This is a genomic window from Spirochaeta dissipatitropha (genome assembly GCF_054657935.1).
In genome coordinates this window covers 243,206-259,589 of record NZ_BAAHXT010000003.1, presented here as the reverse complement: position 1 = coordinate 259,589, position 16,384 = coordinate 243,206, and the positions used below count along the sequence as shown (strand labels likewise).

Genomic DNA, 16,384 nt, shown 5'->3' with positions numbered 1-16,384 from the left:
TAAACCTGGTACCTGAGAAATGGTTTGCAAACATTCGCTGGTCGTGCTACGTTTTCAAAGTGAAGGCATCACTGAATTTACTTGCTCGTTTTCTGGCTGTCTTTCTGCTTGGTCTGGGCTTGTTTACACTTGTCCTCTTTGCAGTTGCTGTCGGACGGGCCGGAAGCGGGTATATTTCTTCCCAGGCGAGCTCTGCCGTTATCCTGTGGTATTCATTCAGTCAGGCAATTCTCCCTGCCTGGATCACTGCTGTACTCATTAATCTTTTTTCTGCATTACATAAACTCAGAAAAACACCACTTCCTCTCATTCCGGTCTGTATTGCGGCCGGCCTTCTCTTGTTTTCTATTATCGCTGTGACTGAAAACATCAGTCATGGAATTTCGGATCGGGAACAGGTTTATTCTGTATATCCTGCAGAAAACGTGATTTACAAATCACAACACAGCGCAGTACTTATTCAGGAACTTGATCAGAACAATGTCAGAAACGTGTTGTTTCTTGATTCGGAAGGAACCGCACCCCGGATTCGCCTCTATACCAGTCTTGCATACGATTCTGAGCAGCAGCTTCTTACCATTCCCGATAATCCTGATTTTAATTTCCGGCAGGCAGGAAACGCTCCCTGGGTACTTTATAATCCACCATCAGAGCTGCAGGCTGTTATAAATGATGTTCAGCTCCTTCAGGGTCTGCTTCACAACAGCTCGCTGATAGTGAGCTTTGCACTGGGTATTGCGCTCACCTTGAGTCTGTTCTCTCTCTGGACACTCGTTCGTTTTACCCGCTGGCCATTGCTGAATTCTGTGCTTGTAATTTCAGCTCTCCGTCTGCTCCTGGCTTCGGTCAGTCTTTTTACTGATCCTGCTGCTGTTGATTTTTTTACTATTGTGATAGGAACGGGGCATTCGGCCTGGCTGCCCGCTCTTTTTATGTCAGTCTTTGCATTGTCTCTTCTTGCTGCCGGTCTTCTGATGCAGCCATTCTCCCGCTGGTCGCAGGAGGTAAGGCAGTGAAGCATTCATTAAAACTCATATTTTCCACTGCTGTAATTCTTCTGATCGGCTTTTCGTTCTTTCTGGTTCTCGCAATCTATGATTTCCCGATAAGCGGGGTAGACCGGCGCTTAATGTTCCAGTGGATTACTGCTGAGGCTTTTATTCGATGGTTCGATGTAATTGTGGTTCAGCTGGTAATGTCCGCACTTCTCTGTTTCTCCCTCCTGGTGCGTCAAAAAGAGCTGCCCTCCGATAATGACGGAGTAGTTCATCATATGCAGGGCTTTATCGTTTTCAGTCTTGTGATCGTACTTTTGTTCGCTGTGATACAGTATGGGTTCTACCCTCAGGCAGTACGCAGTCGCGCTGATATGCTTCGGCGCACTGAAAGGGGGCGGGTGCTGCGCGATTCTGCTGAAGAGTTCAGGAATGAGGATGACTTTGCTGCAGCAATTGTTTCGCTCAGGGAGTACATCAGTATCTGGGAAGATGACGATGATGCTCAGCTGGAACTTCTTGCATTACAGAGAGAACTCATTATGCATGCAGGTGCCGGAGAGCAGGAAGAGGAACAGGAGACAATTTCCCGGATTAATGTGAGGGAACAGCAGGCGGGAGATCTTCTGGTACGGGCGGAGCGTTTGTATCTGCAGGAAGAGTTTTTCAGTGCACTCTTTTATGCTCAGTTGGCATACAGAATAGATTCAAGCCGTGCAGATATTGCCACGTTGATCACAAGAATCGAAGAAAAAATCGGATCGGTCGACCGCAGCGATGGTGAGCATATGCCGGCGGAGGAGCAGATGAGGCAGTATCTGTTCCGTAACAAAATGGCAGCAATGGATGCCCTGATGAACAACAATCCAGTGCCGGCATATTACATACTTCTCCGGCTTCAGAAGGAGTTTCCGACAGACCCGGATGTACGGAGATATTTACCGATAGCTATTGAGGGAGATGATGAACTCGGTATCAAAGGGGTTCGGGATCTGGCTTACTTTATTACCGAGGCCCAGGATACTCTTGCCCTTCCGGGATTTAATGACCTGTATTTATTACTCCCCGATTCAGATGACGGCCTTCAGCTGTATACATTCGGAAAAATGGTATATGGCGGGGGAGGGGTGTATTTTCAGGATATCGAGTGGATCAGAAGCGACTGCTGCGGGGAAATAATAGAGCATGTCTATGCCCCTTATGGACGCCTGGTCTCGGGTGGTCAGGATGACATTCTGATTTCTCTGTTCGGAATTCACCCTCAGTATGATTCTGTTATCGAACTGCCCAGATATTATTATGGTTCATCAGACCGGCATGACAGCAATATCCTGCAACTGCCCTTGAGCCTGCGGGACATGGAGGGACTTTCGGCTTCTTTTATGCATGAGTTGTACATTCCGCTGGAATTGTACAGAGCAATGCGCATATTACCGCGTTATGGCTTTGATCCTGTAGTTCCGTCCACTCGCTTTCTTCTGTCGATAATCCAGCCGTTTTCGCTGTTTTTTTTGCTGATATTTTCTTTTGGACTCTCTGTCAGATGGCACAGCAGATACTTCGGTATACTGCCATTCTGGACATGGGGAGGAATTCTGCTGCTGCCGTTGTTCACCCTGTATGCTGTACGTATTTACGAATTTGTAGTACAGCTTTTTACGAGTTCTGCAATCGCTCTTGTTGGTATCTGGGGAGCGGCAGCAGTAATGCTGTTTGTCTATGTTGTAATGTTCTCAGCAGTGCTCGTTTTTGCAATCAGGGAGCTGCTGGCTCGTGATTAAGCACTTGTCAAACCAGAGATATCAGGTTGCTGGTAAGATTCTCGGAACAATCATCGGAGGGGTCATGGGCCCACTCGGGATACCATTCGGCTTTGCAATCGGAGCCCTTATTGACCATGTCCTTCAGGAACGCCGGCGCTGGAATCAGCTCTTGAGTCTGTTTACTGTTGTCTATAATCCAAAAAAACAGATGATACCTGCTGATCGCAGGAATCTCATCCTTGATCAACTTTCCTATCAGGATGCTCTGGCTGCTGCTGCTGCCCCTCTGATTTCCCTCAGACTTCTGAAAAGCGGTTTTATGCATATGGATTCAATCCGCAAGGAAATAGAAGAGCTTTTCGGAAGAAGAGTGGCGCAGATATCCGTGCAGCTCGTGGACTATTTTCTTGAGCATAAGGATCATGTTGAACAGACTTCAATACTACCTACACTCGAACTCCTGAACGAACGGATACTGCCGGAGCATGTTCAGCAGCTGGCTGTTGTGTTGAGCTGTTCCGATGCGGCTGCCACTCTGGAAGAGATCTGGGAATATATCGAGACAGACGATGATACTGCGGATAAACATGAGGGTGACCAGACATCAGGAGATCCCGGCAGCTCCGGTTCTGGATCTGTAATGAATGCGGCTACAGCCTATCGGATTCTGGGATTGAGTCCACGTGCTGATGAACGGCAGATAAGAGAAGCTTATCGACGGCTGGCGGTACAGTTTCATCCGGATGCGGTCGCCGGCTTCGATGAGGAGCGTCAACAGCAGAGTGCTGATGCATTTCATAGAATTCACTCTGCCTATGAACTGCTGAGGGCCCTGAGAGCTTGATGCTGACTGATTTGATCAAAAATCCATTGAACTGACAGATTTTATCTGTGCGGCTCAGCTGTTCCATGATAAAATCTAGGACAAATCATGATGAAATTGATTATACAAAGCATACGTAACAACGCGGGTCTGGTATTTCTGCTCTCGGTGGTATGGATGATTCTGAATGAAAGCATCTCATTGCATATAGTGCTCAGCGGACCGATAGTTGCTGTCGTAGTGCTCTTTTTCACCAACAGGCTTGTTCTGAAAGCTGACTATCAGAGCTTTTACAGGATTCGGCCTTTTGTTCTGTTTCGCTATTGTATCGTCCTGTTGAAGGAAATCTATGTGGCAGGTTTCCACGCCATGGAAAAAATCATTACCAAAAAGGTGAATATCAATATTGTCGGTTTCGATACCAAACTCACTGATCCCTTTCACATATCTCTCCTTGCCAACTCTATAACTCTTACTCCAGGTACCGTGACCATGGAGAAATCGGGGCAGCATCTGGAAGTTATCTGGATAGATGCTCATACACAGGATCCGGATGAAGCTGGCCGGGAGATCATGGGATCATTTGAAAGAATGCTTATCCAGTCTGACCTCCTGCAGGCAACAGAAAACTCCGGTAAGGAGAGTAATTCATGAATTTTCTTGTATACGCACTGCTTGGCCTGATTATTCTGCTCGTTGTCAGCCTTGTCCGGATAATTATCGGCCCGACAATCTGGGATCGGCTTCTTGGAATGAACCTTGTGACTACCAAAATCGTCATGGCAATTGCGGTATTGGCCGTGCTCATGAATCGAAGTTTCCTTATTGATGTGGCAATTGTGTACTCACTTCTTGGATTTATTGCCAGCATTCTGATCGCCCGCTTCATCGAGAAAAAGGGGCAGATGTAATGGAAATTGCCGGTTATATACTTATAGGTTTGGGGCTTGCTTTTTCTGCAATCGGAATCTACAGCGTATTGTTCTATAAGGATTTCTATGCACGTGTTGTCATCACCAGTAAGGTCGATACCATGGGGCTTATAACTGTATTGTTCGGGACCATGCTGGTAAGCGGCTCCTGGTCTGTGGCACTCAAGATTCTACTCCTCCTGATTTTCGATCTCATGACCGGCCCCCTTGCTACAACAGGCATTGCGCACTCTGCCTACAAGAGCGGGTATCGAATCAAACGTGAGTTCGGCCATGGTTGAGTTTCTGCTGCTTGCTTCCATTGTTCTACTGGCATTGCTGGCGCTGTACACCGAGACCTTGCGCATAGCAGTTATCTGTTTCAGCGTGTTTTCGCTGATTACCTCCTTTCTGTATGTGTTTTATCAGGCTCCTGACGTGGCGATTGCAGAGGCAGTAATGGGCAGCGGTCTTATTACCCTTCTATATCTGACGGCACTCAAGCGATACCGCGTTTACAGCGTCTGTTACACAAATACCGATTTTCCTACTGTGAGCGACAGGGACATTATTGAGGGAACCCGAAAGGGAGAGCTGGTAAGAGAGATCGAGGATTTCTGCTATGCGCGGGAGCTGGCACCGCAGCTGGTATTTACGCCTCAACCGGTGAGAGAGATTCTGCAGAGTGGCCGGCACGATCTTATAATTCACCAGAGCGGTGACAAGATTACGATTCTCGGGAACAGTGAAAATTTTGTAATTGATGAACTTGAGGTTCTTCTTGCCTTCAAGTACCAGGATCTGAAGGTGCTGGTAGAGCGTTATGGCGGTTCAAGTGAATATGGGGACAACTATCTACCGGAGGAGGACTGAGCAGGTATGAGAACAGTAATTGTCAGTATTTTTGTCGTCCTGCTTTTTGCAGGCATTTTGTTTCTATACTCCAGTCATGCCGAGACTGCCGGTAGGGATATTTCAAGTTACTACATCTTCAATTTTGCAGCAGATACGGGAGCAGGAAATGCGGTTGCTGCGATTTATCTGAATTACCGCGTGTACGATACGATTTTCGAGGCGCTTATACTGCTGGTCAGCATTGTTGCGATGCTTCATTTCTTTCAGGCAGGGGGTACGAAGAAACATGACTGAGCCAGACAGGACTGAAACCGAATTAGAGCTGTCCCAGACCGTATCCGAGGAACTGATCAGTATTATGACCGGTCTTCTGTATCCCTTTATTGCGGTATTCGGTACTTATATTATCTACAATGGTCATGATACCCCCGGAGGGGGGTTTCAGGGTGGAGCAATTATGGCAGCGCTTTTTCTGGTTCGTTTTATTGTGGCGCATGACAACGATCTTGAGGTTCACCTTGTCCATAACCTGGAGAAATTTCTGTTTGCCTTGCTACTTATTCTGCCTGGCATCTTTGTGTTTGCTGGACTGCAATTTGTTTTTCCGGGATTACGAACCACATATCTTGTTCTTATGAACTTTCTTATTGGAATAAAAGTAGCCCTGGGACTGACTATAGTCGTCTATAAATTCGGGTTTTTTGAAGGCAGGTAAACCGTGATCGACATACCATTTCTTCCCGATATTATAAACGGACAGACCGTTAGTCTGCTGCTTTTTTTCATCGGTCTGCTTGGCGTTGTTACTCAACGGAATATTTTCAAGACAATTATTGCAATAAATATTATGGATGTCGGTGCTATTCTTTTTCTTCTGACAGTCAACATACGGGCAGACAGTGTGCCTCCAGTCGGCTCCGAAGATATGATGAGAATGGCTGATCCCCTTCCTCAGGCACTTATGATCACTGCTATTGTAATCGGTATATCGGTGACTGCAGTGAGCCTTACCATCTTCATAAGCCTTGTCCGGAAACACGGCTCGTCCGACTGGACGAAACTTATTCACAGGATTGAGAGTCGATAATGCAGTTATATATTCTTGTAGTCGGTCCCATACTGGTAGCAAGTCTCGGGTATTTTCTCCCCAGAAAGCAGTTCAGGCTTGTATTGCTCACGTTTCAGATTATACAGACTGCAATGGCGGCCTATCTTCTGGTTATTGTACGGAGCAATGGAGTCATTTTACAGCAGGTCGGCGGCTGGTCTCCGGTGATCGGCATAGCCCTGCGGGCCGATTATCTCGGTTCAACCATGGTGTTCTTTACCACCTTGCTGTATCTGTTTCTGTTTGTTTTCAGTTTCAGAAAAAAGTACACCGACAATATGTTTCAGTTCCTGTACATCGTCATTCAGGGTGTGACGATCAGCGTCTTTCTGTCCCAGGATATCTTTAATGTCTACGTGCTCATTGAGGTCATGACAATCATAATAAGTGTCCTGATCATGTGGAAGCGCGACAAGCAGGCCCTCTATGACGGGACGCTGTACCTGCTTATCAATCTATTTACCATGAGCTTTTTTCTGCTCGGGATAGGCTTGCTGTATCGAACCCTTGGTGTACTGAATTTCCAGGCCCTTGAGATTCGGGTGGCACAGCTTGCTGATCCCCGCGCGCTTATTCTTCCTGCTTCATTTCTGTTGACTGCAGTGGCCCTGAAAGCCGCGCTTATGCCTCTCTTCAGCTGGCTGCCTCATGCTCATGGTACGCCCAGCGCACCCAGTATTGTGTCAGCGGTCCTGTCCGGTTTGCTGGTCAAGGTGGGAATATATCTGTTTATCCGTCTGCGCGACATCTTTGCGGCGGCGCTCGTAGTGGATGAGTTTTTCCTTGTTATCGGTACGGGTACCGCGCTCATAGGAATTTTTCTTGCGCTCACTCAACGCGACATAAAACTGATTCTGGCGTATTCCACGGTCAGTCAGATTGGCTTGATCATGGTCGGTCTGAACAGTGGTATTACCGAGGCTTACTGGGGGAGTGTGTTCCATATTCTGAATCACGGATTGTTCAAGGCATTACTCTTCCTGACAGCCGGGGCGATTGCCAAGGAATACGGCACGAAAGATGTGCAGAAGATCCGGGGCGTGCTTCGCAGGGTCCCGACGGTTTCGATAGCTGCAGTTCTGGCTATTGCAGGAATTATAGGCACTCCTTTCTTTAACGGTGCCATCTCCAAATACCTCATACAGAGCGGCTTTACCGGTGCCAGTGAAATAGTCATCTACATCATCAATTTTGGAACTGCCCTTGTTTTCGTCAAGTACTCAACTATGTTCTGGGGCAACAGCGGAGTCGCCCGCGTTTCTGTTCCGGATCCCTTTGTGAATACTGTCTCTATCAGCATGGGAATAGCCTGTATTGGCCTCGGTATTGCAGCCAGACCGGTAATTGGCTATCTGTTCGGGGTGGATGTCAGTGTTGAGGGTGCATTTTATCCTGACAAATTTTTTGCCTGGATACTGACGCTTGGGGCTGCCGTGCCGGTATACTACTTCGTAATCCGTAAAATTGCGGTCTTTGACACCATTCGCCGGACGCGTCTGAGCTTCCCGGATATGGCGCTCCTGGTTACCGTATTCCTGGCCGCACTCATTCTCTGGCTGTATTTTTCTGTTTGACCAACTCTTTAAGCAGAAAATTGCAGCAATTTATTTGCAGATTGATTTTTAATAAATTACAGTTCCTGTATTGCTCTGTTCCACAGATTGACAGGATATATCTTGAAAAAAAAACTAAACATCGAGACAGTGAGCAGTCTGTTTCTGCTCACTGTCTTTGTAATAATTACCTACATAACACTGTATGCAGTTCACATCCTGCAGAAGCTTGACGGTTCAGATGCCGAACGTTCCTTTCCGACCGCGGTCGTCTTCGATATAAATCAAATCGGAGTAATTCCGGATGCTTTTTTTGAGGTGGTAGATAATTATCCCGAACCTCTGTTGGTAATTCGAGAATTCAGGACGGATGGATTTTTAGCCTGGTATGCTAACAGAGACCTGTCCTACTGGTTTGATATAGAACCCATTCAGCAAGGCACCGCTGATTCTTCTGGGCCTGGGTTTTTTTATGGAGCCGGAAGGCCGGTTATCCGTGCGTTGGGGGAAGACAGGGAACCCATGTTCTTTCATCACCTTGAGTTCGAGCCATCAGGGTATATTGGCAGATCCAGGTACGCAGTATTCTCATACAGTGACAGGTTAGTCCCTCTGCATGAACTCTCCGAAGCTGGCCAAGGTGTTTTTATGAGTGGCCGCTATAACTTTATTCTGGACAAGTACTGTGAAACCAGCGAAGCAGGCTCGCAGCTCAAAGATTTGTTTGTCACCAGGGCTCAGGTTCTTCTGGATCCACCGGCGGCAGCATCAGGGGCATCAATCGAGACCTTCTGGTTTGGATTCGGGGGTATTTTCGTCCTGCTTGCAGGAATCCTGTCTCTGAATATTGCTGGAATTTCCCGGCTCTGGGTAGCAGGTCTGGAGCGGCAGTTGGGGGTACATATTCTCTGCGGGGCAGGAATCCGTCAATTATACCGTATCATATTCAGGCGTTACTTTCTTCTGCTGATATCGGGAAGCAGTATGGCCATCGCTCTGTATTCCCTGCAGTTCTGGCCCATGCTGCTGCATAATCCGCGCCCGTTTGTCCTGGTGTATGGGCTTGCTATTGCAGCTGTTATGATTATCGGGCTGGTTTTTCTTCAGCTCCCCCTTGAGCACATAAAAAGATCTTCGACAATGAACATGCTGAGGCATATATGAATAATCTGCAACACGCCGTGGATGAGTTGTTCCAACAGAAATTGCTGTATGTGGTTGCCGTCATCCAGATCCTGTTTACACTCATACTGATCTCGTTTATCTGGCAGGAGCTTCAGCAGGTAAATGCCACCCTGGAGATTATGAATTCCATAAAAAATCCACGTATGGTACATGATCTCATTGAACTTACAGGTCAGGAGGATTGGGAGCTGCGTTTTGCTGGTGCAGATGATCGACTGGAACGATTTCACCGTTTTTACCGTTTTCTGAGGAACCATACTGATTTCACCTTTCTGACGCGTTGGCGATCAATGGTCCTTACCCGGGGCCTGGGAAATAATAAATTTCCGCATGAATATCCGGCATTTATGGTTGATCCACATTTTTTCGAGACTATGGGGCTGCAGCTCTCATCCGGTGCTGCCTTTGATCCCGCTGAGTACTGGATCACTGGTAGATCAGGACCAGTACCGGTAGTGCTGGGGAATTCCTTTAATAGTGAAGTGAGAATTGGAGATGTGTTTATATTGAGTCTCCGTAGTTATGAGTTCCAGGCAATAGTTGTAGGATTTCTCGAGGAGGAATCGTACATGTTGTATCGTACCTGGGACCCGATTGCCGGACTTGATGATGTAATTTTCATGCCGGTTTTTGAAATAGCCAGCTTTAATCGTATAGAACGATTCGGATGGGTAGTTATGTACACGCAACAGTCACTTATCGTGTCGGACAATCCAGAAGAAAGCTTGCGGCTTGTCCGAGAGGAGGCTGCTCGACTGGACCTGGTGGATTATGGTTTCCGTTCATTCCAGGAAGCCTGGGAAGGGAGGTATTCTGATTTGAATGAAACGTACAGTATATATGCGATGTTGATCCTCCTCATTGGAGGGCTCTCAGGCTTCTCTCTTGCCTGTACGCAGGTGTACAGAATTGTGAGTCAACGTCATGTCTATGGCATACATGTGCTGTGCGGAGCAAAAAAACGGGATTTATTCAGCCGGGTGTTCTGGGAAAACTTCATTGTAGTCATGACAGCATTCCTTCTTATGCTGGTGTTCCGGGAAAGTAGCCGATCAGATCCTGTATTTATTCTGACGATTTTTAGTGGTTTGACAGGCTATGCACTGCTGGTCAGTACCGTGCCGGGCTTTTTGATAATGAACTTCAGGCTTTCTGAACTGATACGGAGAATGGAATAATGGCTTTACTTAGACTTGAACAGGCAGAGAAAACATATGGGCAGGGGCAGGCAAGCTGCAAGGCATTAAACGGGGTTTCACTTCAGCTTGAGGCGGGTGATATGCTGGCGATTACTGGTCCATCTGGCAGTGGAAAATCAACCTTGCTGAATATTCTCGGGATGCTGGATTCAGCAGATGCCGGTAGTTATGAACTGAACGGTAAGCAGCTGTCTGAACTGTCTTTCGAAAAACAGCGTGAGCTGAGGGTTCAGACAATAGGCTTTGTCATACAGTTCTTTGCCTTGCTTGAACGCTACACCGTCTACAAAAATATTGAGCTTCCACTGAAATATGCCGGCATTTCAGGGAAAGAGAGAAAGGAACGTGTGCAGCAGGCGGTTGTCCGTCTTGGAATTGAAGACAAACTGTATTCTTATCCCAATCAATTATCGATCGGGCAGGTTCAGAGAGCGGCAATCGCCCGTGCTATTGTAAGCAAGCCGCTGCTGATACTTGCAGATGAGCCCACCGGCTCGCTTGATTCAAGGAACGGCGATCGGGTAATCGAGATTTTTCATGAGCTGAATGCTGCCGGGACGGCTGTGGTAATGGTTACCCATAATGAACATCTGGCAGAGGGCTTTCCCCGGCGGATTCATCTGGTTGACGGCCGTGTAGCTGACTGATAATGCATGTTCAATGCCTGCAGCAGCATCGTGCTGCTGCAGGTTTTTAGACAGGAAGGCTGCGTTCCTTAGCTGTTTTTTGCCTCACGGCGCTCTATACGGGCACCGATAGTAGACAGGCGCTCGACCAGTTTTTCATAGCCACGCTCGATCTGGTATACATTGTGGATTTCACTCTGCCCTTCTGCGCACATGGCTGCAATCAGCATGGCCATGCCGGCACGGACGTCTGGTGAAACCAGGACCGAACCGCTCATACGGGCAGGACCGGAGACAACAGCCCGATGCGGGTCGCAGAGAATAATCTGGGCACCCATACCGATCAGTTTGTCGACAAAAAACATGCGCGATTCAAACATTTTCTCATGAATCAGGATGGTTCCGGCGACCTGGGTGGCTACCACAGTCATTATGCTGGTCAGATCCGGCGGGAATCCGGGCCATGGGGCATCGTCAATTTTGGGGATCGCGCCGCCAAGGTCGGGGTTTACGCTGAGCTTCTGGTGGCTGGGAACAAAAATATTGGTTCCGTCCGTTTCCCAGTGAATTCCCATTTTGTTATAGGCGATTTTTACCATCTTCAGGTTCTGTGGTGCAGCATCCTGAATTTCAAGCTCTCCGCGGGTAACCGCTGCCATACCGATGAACGAGCCGACTTCCATGAAGTCTGTCCCGATGCGGAATTCGCAGCCGTGCAGTTTCTTGACACCGCTGATTCTGAGAATGTTTGAACCGATTCCGGATATTTTCGCACCCATTTCATTCAGCATGTTGCACAGGTCCTGAACGTGGGGCTCACTGGCGGCATTTTCTATTACCGTGTCGCCTTCTGCCAGAGTAGCTGCCATAATTGCGTTTTCGGTCGCTGTTACCGAGGCTTCATCCAGAAACAGGGGAAGGCCAACCAGTTTGTTGGCAGTCATGGTAAATGATGCGTCATATTCGATTCTGGCACCGAGGCCGGATAATGCCAGGAAGTGGGTGTCGAGCCGTCTACGGCCGATTACATCACCTCCGGGAGGGGGCAGGATCACCTTGCCGCTGCGTGCCAGCATGGGCCCGGCCAGCAGAATAGAGGCCCGGACGCGGCGTGCCAGCAGCTGGGGAATCTCATGGCTGGTAATGCTGCCTGCCTTCACCTTCCATACCCCGGGTTCAGGGTTTTCAGTGCTTGCGCCAACTGCCTGGAGAATCTCCATCAGGACGTGAACATCCTCGATATCCGGGACATTGCGGAGTACAACTTCTTCTTCGGTCAGCAGGGTCGCTGCTATACAGGGAAGCGCAGCGTTCTTGTTGCCGCTGGCTTTTATGCTTCCTTTAATGGGGAAGCTACCGTCTACTACATACATATGCATACCGGCATTGTCCCAATCCTGCGGAATCTGTCAAGATAGGACAACTACGCAGACCGTAAATAGATAAAAAATAATCGAATATTTTTTATTGCATGGCCCTCAGTTCCGGTAGTATGAGAGATAGATAAGGACACTCAGTAATATGAGGATCAGCAAGCTGGTCAGTAAGGATTGCAATGCAGCTTTTCGGGCTTTTTTTGCTTCCCACCATCGCGATGGCCGGATGCCCTGTAGAAAGAATGTGATAATAGCAGACAGATGAATGCAGATCAGGTTGATAGCCAGCAGGAGCAAGGCTCCAATTGCAGCCTCCCAGGCTCCTGCACCAATCAGCATGCCGGATGTGGCGAGCGGTGGAAGCAGGGCTACCGCTACCATGACGCCAATGACGGCTCCCGGAACGGCGGCTGTCATAGAGACCGCACCGGCACCTCCCGCGGCGAGTCCCAGTACAATGTCAGGAATGCCGACACTTGTTCTGAGAGCGACTTCACCGCTATGTGGATCAATATCAGTCAGAAATCCAATTGGAATAGATACGGCGAAGGCCAGCAGCAAGCCAATTAATAAAGCGCTGCCAGCTCTGCGCGCAAGTCCGCTATCCGCCAGCATTGCCGAGAAGGCGAGGGCAATAGTTGGACCGAGCAGCGGGGCGATGACCATGGCCCCTATGATGACAGCACTATTGTCTTGAAGTAATCCAACAGCAGCCACTAATGTAGACAGTACCACAAGGGTCAGGAATACGGGACTGATTTTTGAAGAATCCTGTAAATCTGCGTACAGTTCTTCACGACTGATCCGTGCTGCTTTTTTCTGTTTTGATTCCGCAGAGTCCACATGAGATGATTCATCATCCTGCTTCGGAAGAGGAATGGAGGCTTCCACCGGCATGACGATTATCCTGAAATGTTCATCACTGCTGAACTGGTTGGACAGATAATCACTGATTGATTCTGTTTCTTCGACGTCGGCGAGTATTTTGACTATACAGCGATTATCACCAAGATCGGTACTCCATACTCCAAGTATTCGCCATTGTGTACTGTCGGCGACTGACTCCCGTATTGCTTCCTGGGAATCAGCTGGTAGGTATACATCGATGAGTCGAAGCGCCATTCTATCCCTCCTGAAGAGCATGCCTTAAGGTATAAGAGCATTATCTCTTACCTGTACAGCCTAATTCTTTTTTATCTCCGTGTAAATTAAAGGGGGCTTGAGCATCAGCACCCATTACCGGTAACCTTAATATATGGATAGTTATAATATACTCGTTAGCAAATTCGGCGGTTCCTCTGTGCAGGACGCTGAAACCATTCAGAACACTACCAGCATTATTGCTGAGCGCGCAACACGCTGTGCGCACGGCCCGATCGTAGTTTTTTCCGCTATGCGCGGGGTTACCGATTTACTGCTGCAGGCTGCATCAGCCGCAGAAAACGGCAGTGATAATGCCGCTAAGCTTCTGGTAGATATTCAGAACCGGCATTACGCAACAGTCAGAGAACTGATCGAAAACAGCGATGATCAGGAGAATTTGATCATTCAGATGAACGAACTTTTTTTCCAGCTGAAAGAGATTCTGCACGGTGTAAGTCTTCTGCATGAATGTACCAAGCGGACCCGGGACTACATTGTCAGCTTCGGTGAGCGTTTGAACTGTATGCAGATTACGGCCTACATGAAGAGCATTGGGTTGACTGCAGAGATGATAGACAGCCGGGAAATAATTCGAACTGCTGAGGAACATGACGGTGCGGAGGTTCTGTTTGATATCAGCTTTGAACTGATTCGAAAGAAACTTGAGGATTTCGTAGGCATTGCAGTTGTTCCAGGTTTTATCGGTTCAACAGATGATGGAGTCACGACCACTCTTGGCCGTAATGGTTCCGATTATACCGCTTCCCTGCTTGGTGCTGCACTCGGGGCTGATTCAATCGAGATCTGGACGGATGTTGATGGCGTACTCAGCGCTGATCCTCGAATAGTTCCGGATGCATTCATGTTGCCGAAGCTCGGTTTCCGGGAGGCCATGGAATTGAGTTATTTTGGGGCAGAGGTAATTCACCCCTATACCATGATTCCTGCAATGGACGCTGGAATTCCGATCTGGATCAAGAATACCCGGAATCCGGAAAATATAGGCACCGAAATCTCGGACACAAACTCTGACAGTTCGCAGCAGATAACCGGCCTTGCCAGCATAGGCGGCGTAGCCCTTATTAATATCGAGGGCGGGGGAATGGTAGGTATTCCCGGTTTTGCCGGACGTGTATTCAAGACCCTGGCCGAACAACAGGTTAATGTAATCATGATTACCCAGGCATCGAGTGAGCACAGTATCTGTGTAGTGATCCGTGAGGATCAGATTTCACTTGCGATAGATGGCCTGGAGGAAGAACTTGCTCATGAACTCAGCACTCACAGAATTCAGCCAATAGATGTGATTCGGGATCTGGAAATTGTTGCCGTAATCGGAGAGAATATGAGGGGTATACCGGGAATTTCCGGTCAGCTGTTCAGTGCTCTGGGTGACAAGGGCATTAATGTTCTGGCAATTGCGCAGGGATCTTCAGAGATGAATGTCTCATTCGTGATTAACCGCGGTGACCGGGATGTCGTGCTTCGCTCATTACACAACAAATTTTTCGGTACAAGGAAATAAAACGAATGAAATTAATCAGTACAAAGGGAAAGGCCCCACGGGTAGATTTTCCACAGGCCTTGTTTCAGGGGCTGGCACCGGACGGAGGTTTATACGTACCTGAAAGCGAAGCCGATCTGAAACAGGTAATCCGGGCTCTTGGTCCGAAGGACAGCTTTCAGGATGTTGCCTCAGCTATGCTCGGCGGTCTGCTTGGAGATACTCTTGGAGACACTGCCGAGTTTGCGGCATCAACATTTCCCTTTGGACCCGAAATAAAGGATCTTGGGAATAATATCTATGTCCTTGAACTCTGGCATGGACCTTCCGGAGCATTCAAGGACTATGGGGCTTCGTTTCTGGCCGCCTCCATGGAGCGTCTGCTCAGTGACCGAAATCAGAGGGCAATTATTCTTACGGCGACCAGTGGTGACACTGGGGGAGCTGTTGCCCAGGCTTTTCATAACCGGGAAAACATTGATGTTGTCATTCTTTATCCAGAAGGGCGGGTAAGCCCGCTGCAGGAGAAGCAGCTAACAACCCTTGGTGGAAATATTCACGCCTTGCGGGTAAAGGGCGCTTTTGACGACTGTCAGCGCATGGTAAAAGAAGCCTTCATGGATGCCGATCTGTGCAGCAAGGTGCCTTTGACCAGTGCAAATTCTATTAACATTGGCCGTCTCATTCCACAGTCTTTCTACTATGTCTATGCACATGCCCAGTTGAAGGATCTGAATACAGGTGAACGGATGTTTGTTGTTCCCAGCGGGAATTTCGGTAACCTGACCGCGGGAGTTCTGGCCTGGCGCTGGGGTATGCCGGTTGATTCTTTTCTGGCTTCTACAAATGCGAACGATGTGGTGCCGGAATATCTGAAATCCGGCATTTATACACCACGGGAATCAGTTTCGACATATTCAAATGCAATGGATGTCGGCAGCCCCAGCAATTTTGATCGACTCATGCATATTTTTGGCCATTCTATAGAAAGTATCCGGACCATGATAAGCGGTGAAATGGTGAATGATGAAGAAACACTGGCCCTTATGAAGCGCTATCATCTGGAACAAGGAATATTTCTCGATCCGCACACGGCCGTAGGAGTTGCTGCTGCAGAACGGCGTTTGAAGAATTTCTCCGGCGGTAGAATAATGGTACTTGGGACGGCTCATCCCGGTAAATTCCTGGAGGTTGTAGAACAGGCTACCGGAGTGCTTCCTCCTTTGCCGGAGCGGCTCGAGGCAGTGCTCAGCAAGGAAGGCTCATCGCTGCCGATCGGGCCGAATGCCGCTGAGCTCAAGACAGAACTGCTACGTCTGTTTGCCTGAGATGCATAGTAAAGG

18 protein-coding genes are annotated in these 16,384 nt (G+C 48.3%); 16 read left to right on the top strand and 2 right to left on the bottom strand.

Translation table 11 applies throughout. The annotated features are described in order from the left end of the window. The first annotated feature begins 59 nt into the window (after positions 1 to 59). The 14 genes from ACYQ2L_RS04740 (at position 60) to ACYQ2L_RS04675 (ending at position 11,039) form a co-directional block, all read left to right on the top strand. Positions 60 to 1,016, top strand: a complete 957-nt coding sequence (locus ACYQ2L_RS04740; protein WP_460051721.1) for a hypothetical protein — start codon at positions 60 to 62, stop codon at positions 1,014 to 1,016. Then, entirely contained in the window at positions 1,013 to 2,776 is a 1,764-nt protein-coding gene (locus ACYQ2L_RS04735) for a hypothetical protein (RefSeq protein WP_460051718.1), read from the top strand. Before ACYQ2L_RS04740 ends, ACYQ2L_RS04735 begins: the two co-directional genes overlap by 4 nt. After that, positions 2,769 to 3,602 carry a J domain-containing protein gene (locus ACYQ2L_RS04730; protein WP_460051715.1) on the top strand — a complete coding sequence of 278 codons (834 nt, stop codon included), beginning with the start codon at positions 2,769 to 2,771 and terminating at the stop codon, positions 3,600 to 3,602. The genes ACYQ2L_RS04735 and ACYQ2L_RS04730 overlap by 8 nt, the downstream gene beginning before the upstream one ends. A gap of 87 nt (positions 3,603 to 3,689) precedes the next feature. After that, complete coding sequence (locus tag ACYQ2L_RS04725) at positions 3,690 to 4,235, top strand: Na+/H+ antiporter subunit E (protein WP_460051711.1); 546 nt, start codon at positions 3,690 to 3,692, stop codon at positions 4,233 to 4,235. After that, on the top strand, positions 4,232 to 4,492 hold the full coding sequence (locus ACYQ2L_RS04720; RefSeq protein ID WP_460051707.1) for an MrpF/PhaF family protein: 261 nt from the start codon (positions 4,232 to 4,234) through the stop codon (positions 4,490 to 4,492). The genes ACYQ2L_RS04725 and ACYQ2L_RS04720 overlap by 4 nt, the downstream gene beginning before the upstream one ends. Beyond that, a complete protein-coding gene (locus ACYQ2L_RS04715) occupies positions 4,492 to 4,794 on the top strand; it encodes a cation:proton antiporter (protein ID WP_460051704.1) in 303 nt (100 codons plus the stop codon). Before ACYQ2L_RS04720 ends, ACYQ2L_RS04715 begins: the two co-directional genes overlap by 1 nt. Continuing rightward, a complete protein-coding gene (locus tag ACYQ2L_RS04710; protein WP_460051701.1) occupies positions 4,787 to 5,365 on the top strand; it encodes a Na(+)/H(+) antiporter subunit B in 579 nt (192 codons plus the stop codon). The genes ACYQ2L_RS04715 and ACYQ2L_RS04710 overlap by 8 nt, the downstream gene beginning before the upstream one ends. Before the next feature lie 6 nt (positions 5,366 to 5,371). Further along, positions 5,372 to 5,641, top strand: coding sequence for a Na(+)/H(+) antiporter subunit B (locus ACYQ2L_RS04705; RefSeq protein WP_460051698.1), 270 nt, complete (start codon positions 5,372 to 5,374; stop codon positions 5,639 to 5,641). After that, positions 5,634 to 6,062, top strand: coding sequence for an MnhB domain-containing protein (locus tag ACYQ2L_RS04700; RefSeq protein ID WP_460051696.1), 429 nt, complete (start codon positions 5,634 to 5,636; stop codon positions 6,060 to 6,062). The genes ACYQ2L_RS04705 and ACYQ2L_RS04700 overlap by 8 nt, the downstream gene beginning before the upstream one ends. A 3-nt stretch (positions 6,063 to 6,065) precedes the next feature. Continuing rightward, positions 6,066 to 6,434 carry a sodium:proton antiporter gene (locus ACYQ2L_RS04695; protein WP_460051693.1) on the top strand — a complete coding sequence of 123 codons (369 nt, stop codon included), beginning with the start codon at positions 6,066 to 6,068 and terminating at the stop codon, positions 6,432 to 6,434. Beyond that, positions 6,434 to 8,029 (top strand): complex I subunit 5 family protein, encoded by a 1,596-nt coding sequence (locus ACYQ2L_RS04690; protein WP_460051691.1) that lies wholly within the window; start codon positions 6,434 to 6,436, stop codon positions 8,027 to 8,029. Before ACYQ2L_RS04695 ends, ACYQ2L_RS04690 begins: the two co-directional genes overlap by 1 nt. 102 nt (positions 8,030 to 8,131) lie before the next feature. Next, positions 8,132 to 9,172: a hypothetical protein gene (locus ACYQ2L_RS04685; protein ID WP_460051688.1), complete on the top strand. Its 1,041-nt coding sequence runs from the start codon at positions 8,132 to 8,134 to the stop codon at positions 9,170 to 9,172. Continuing rightward, positions 9,169 to 10,371, top strand: a complete 1,203-nt coding sequence (locus tag ACYQ2L_RS04680) for an ABC transporter permease (RefSeq protein ID WP_460051686.1) — start codon at positions 9,169 to 9,171, stop codon at positions 10,369 to 10,371. The genes ACYQ2L_RS04685 and ACYQ2L_RS04680 overlap by 4 nt, the downstream gene beginning before the upstream one ends. Further along, positions 10,371 to 11,039 (top strand): ABC transporter ATP-binding protein, encoded by a 669-nt coding sequence (locus ACYQ2L_RS04675; RefSeq protein ID WP_460051682.1) that lies wholly within the window; start codon positions 10,371 to 10,373, stop codon positions 11,037 to 11,039. The genes ACYQ2L_RS04680 and ACYQ2L_RS04675 overlap by 1 nt, the downstream gene beginning before the upstream one ends. 68 nt (positions 11,040 to 11,107) lie before the next feature. Here the strand turns inward: ACYQ2L_RS04675 and murA are convergent, their stop codons facing one another. Together murA and ACYQ2L_RS04665 are read right to left on the bottom strand one after the other, a co-directional pair. Then, positions 11,108 to 12,397 (bottom strand): UDP-N-acetylglucosamine 1-carboxyvinyltransferase, encoded by a 1,290-nt coding sequence (gene murA / locus ACYQ2L_RS04670; protein WP_460051679.1) that lies wholly within the window; start codon positions 12,395 to 12,397, stop codon positions 11,108 to 11,110. Positions 12,398 to 12,496: 99 nt separating this feature from the next. Further along, complete coding sequence (locus tag ACYQ2L_RS04665; protein ID WP_460051675.1) at positions 12,497 to 13,516, bottom strand: TIGR00341 family protein; 1,020 nt, start codon at positions 13,514 to 13,516, stop codon at positions 12,497 to 12,499. Between the two features lie 133 nt (positions 13,517 to 13,649). Between ACYQ2L_RS04665 and ACYQ2L_RS04660 the strand changes: the two genes are divergently transcribed. After that, positions 13,650 to 15,062, top strand: a complete 1,413-nt coding sequence (locus ACYQ2L_RS04660) for an aspartate kinase (RefSeq protein WP_460051671.1) — start codon at positions 13,650 to 13,652, stop codon at positions 15,060 to 15,062. A 5-nt stretch (positions 15,063 to 15,067) separates the two neighbouring features. Then, positions 15,068 to 16,369, top strand: coding sequence for a threonine synthase (gene thrC / locus ACYQ2L_RS04655; protein WP_460051668.1), 1,302 nt, complete (start codon positions 15,068 to 15,070; stop codon positions 16,367 to 16,369). Positions 16,370 to 16,384 lie beyond the last annotated feature (15 nt).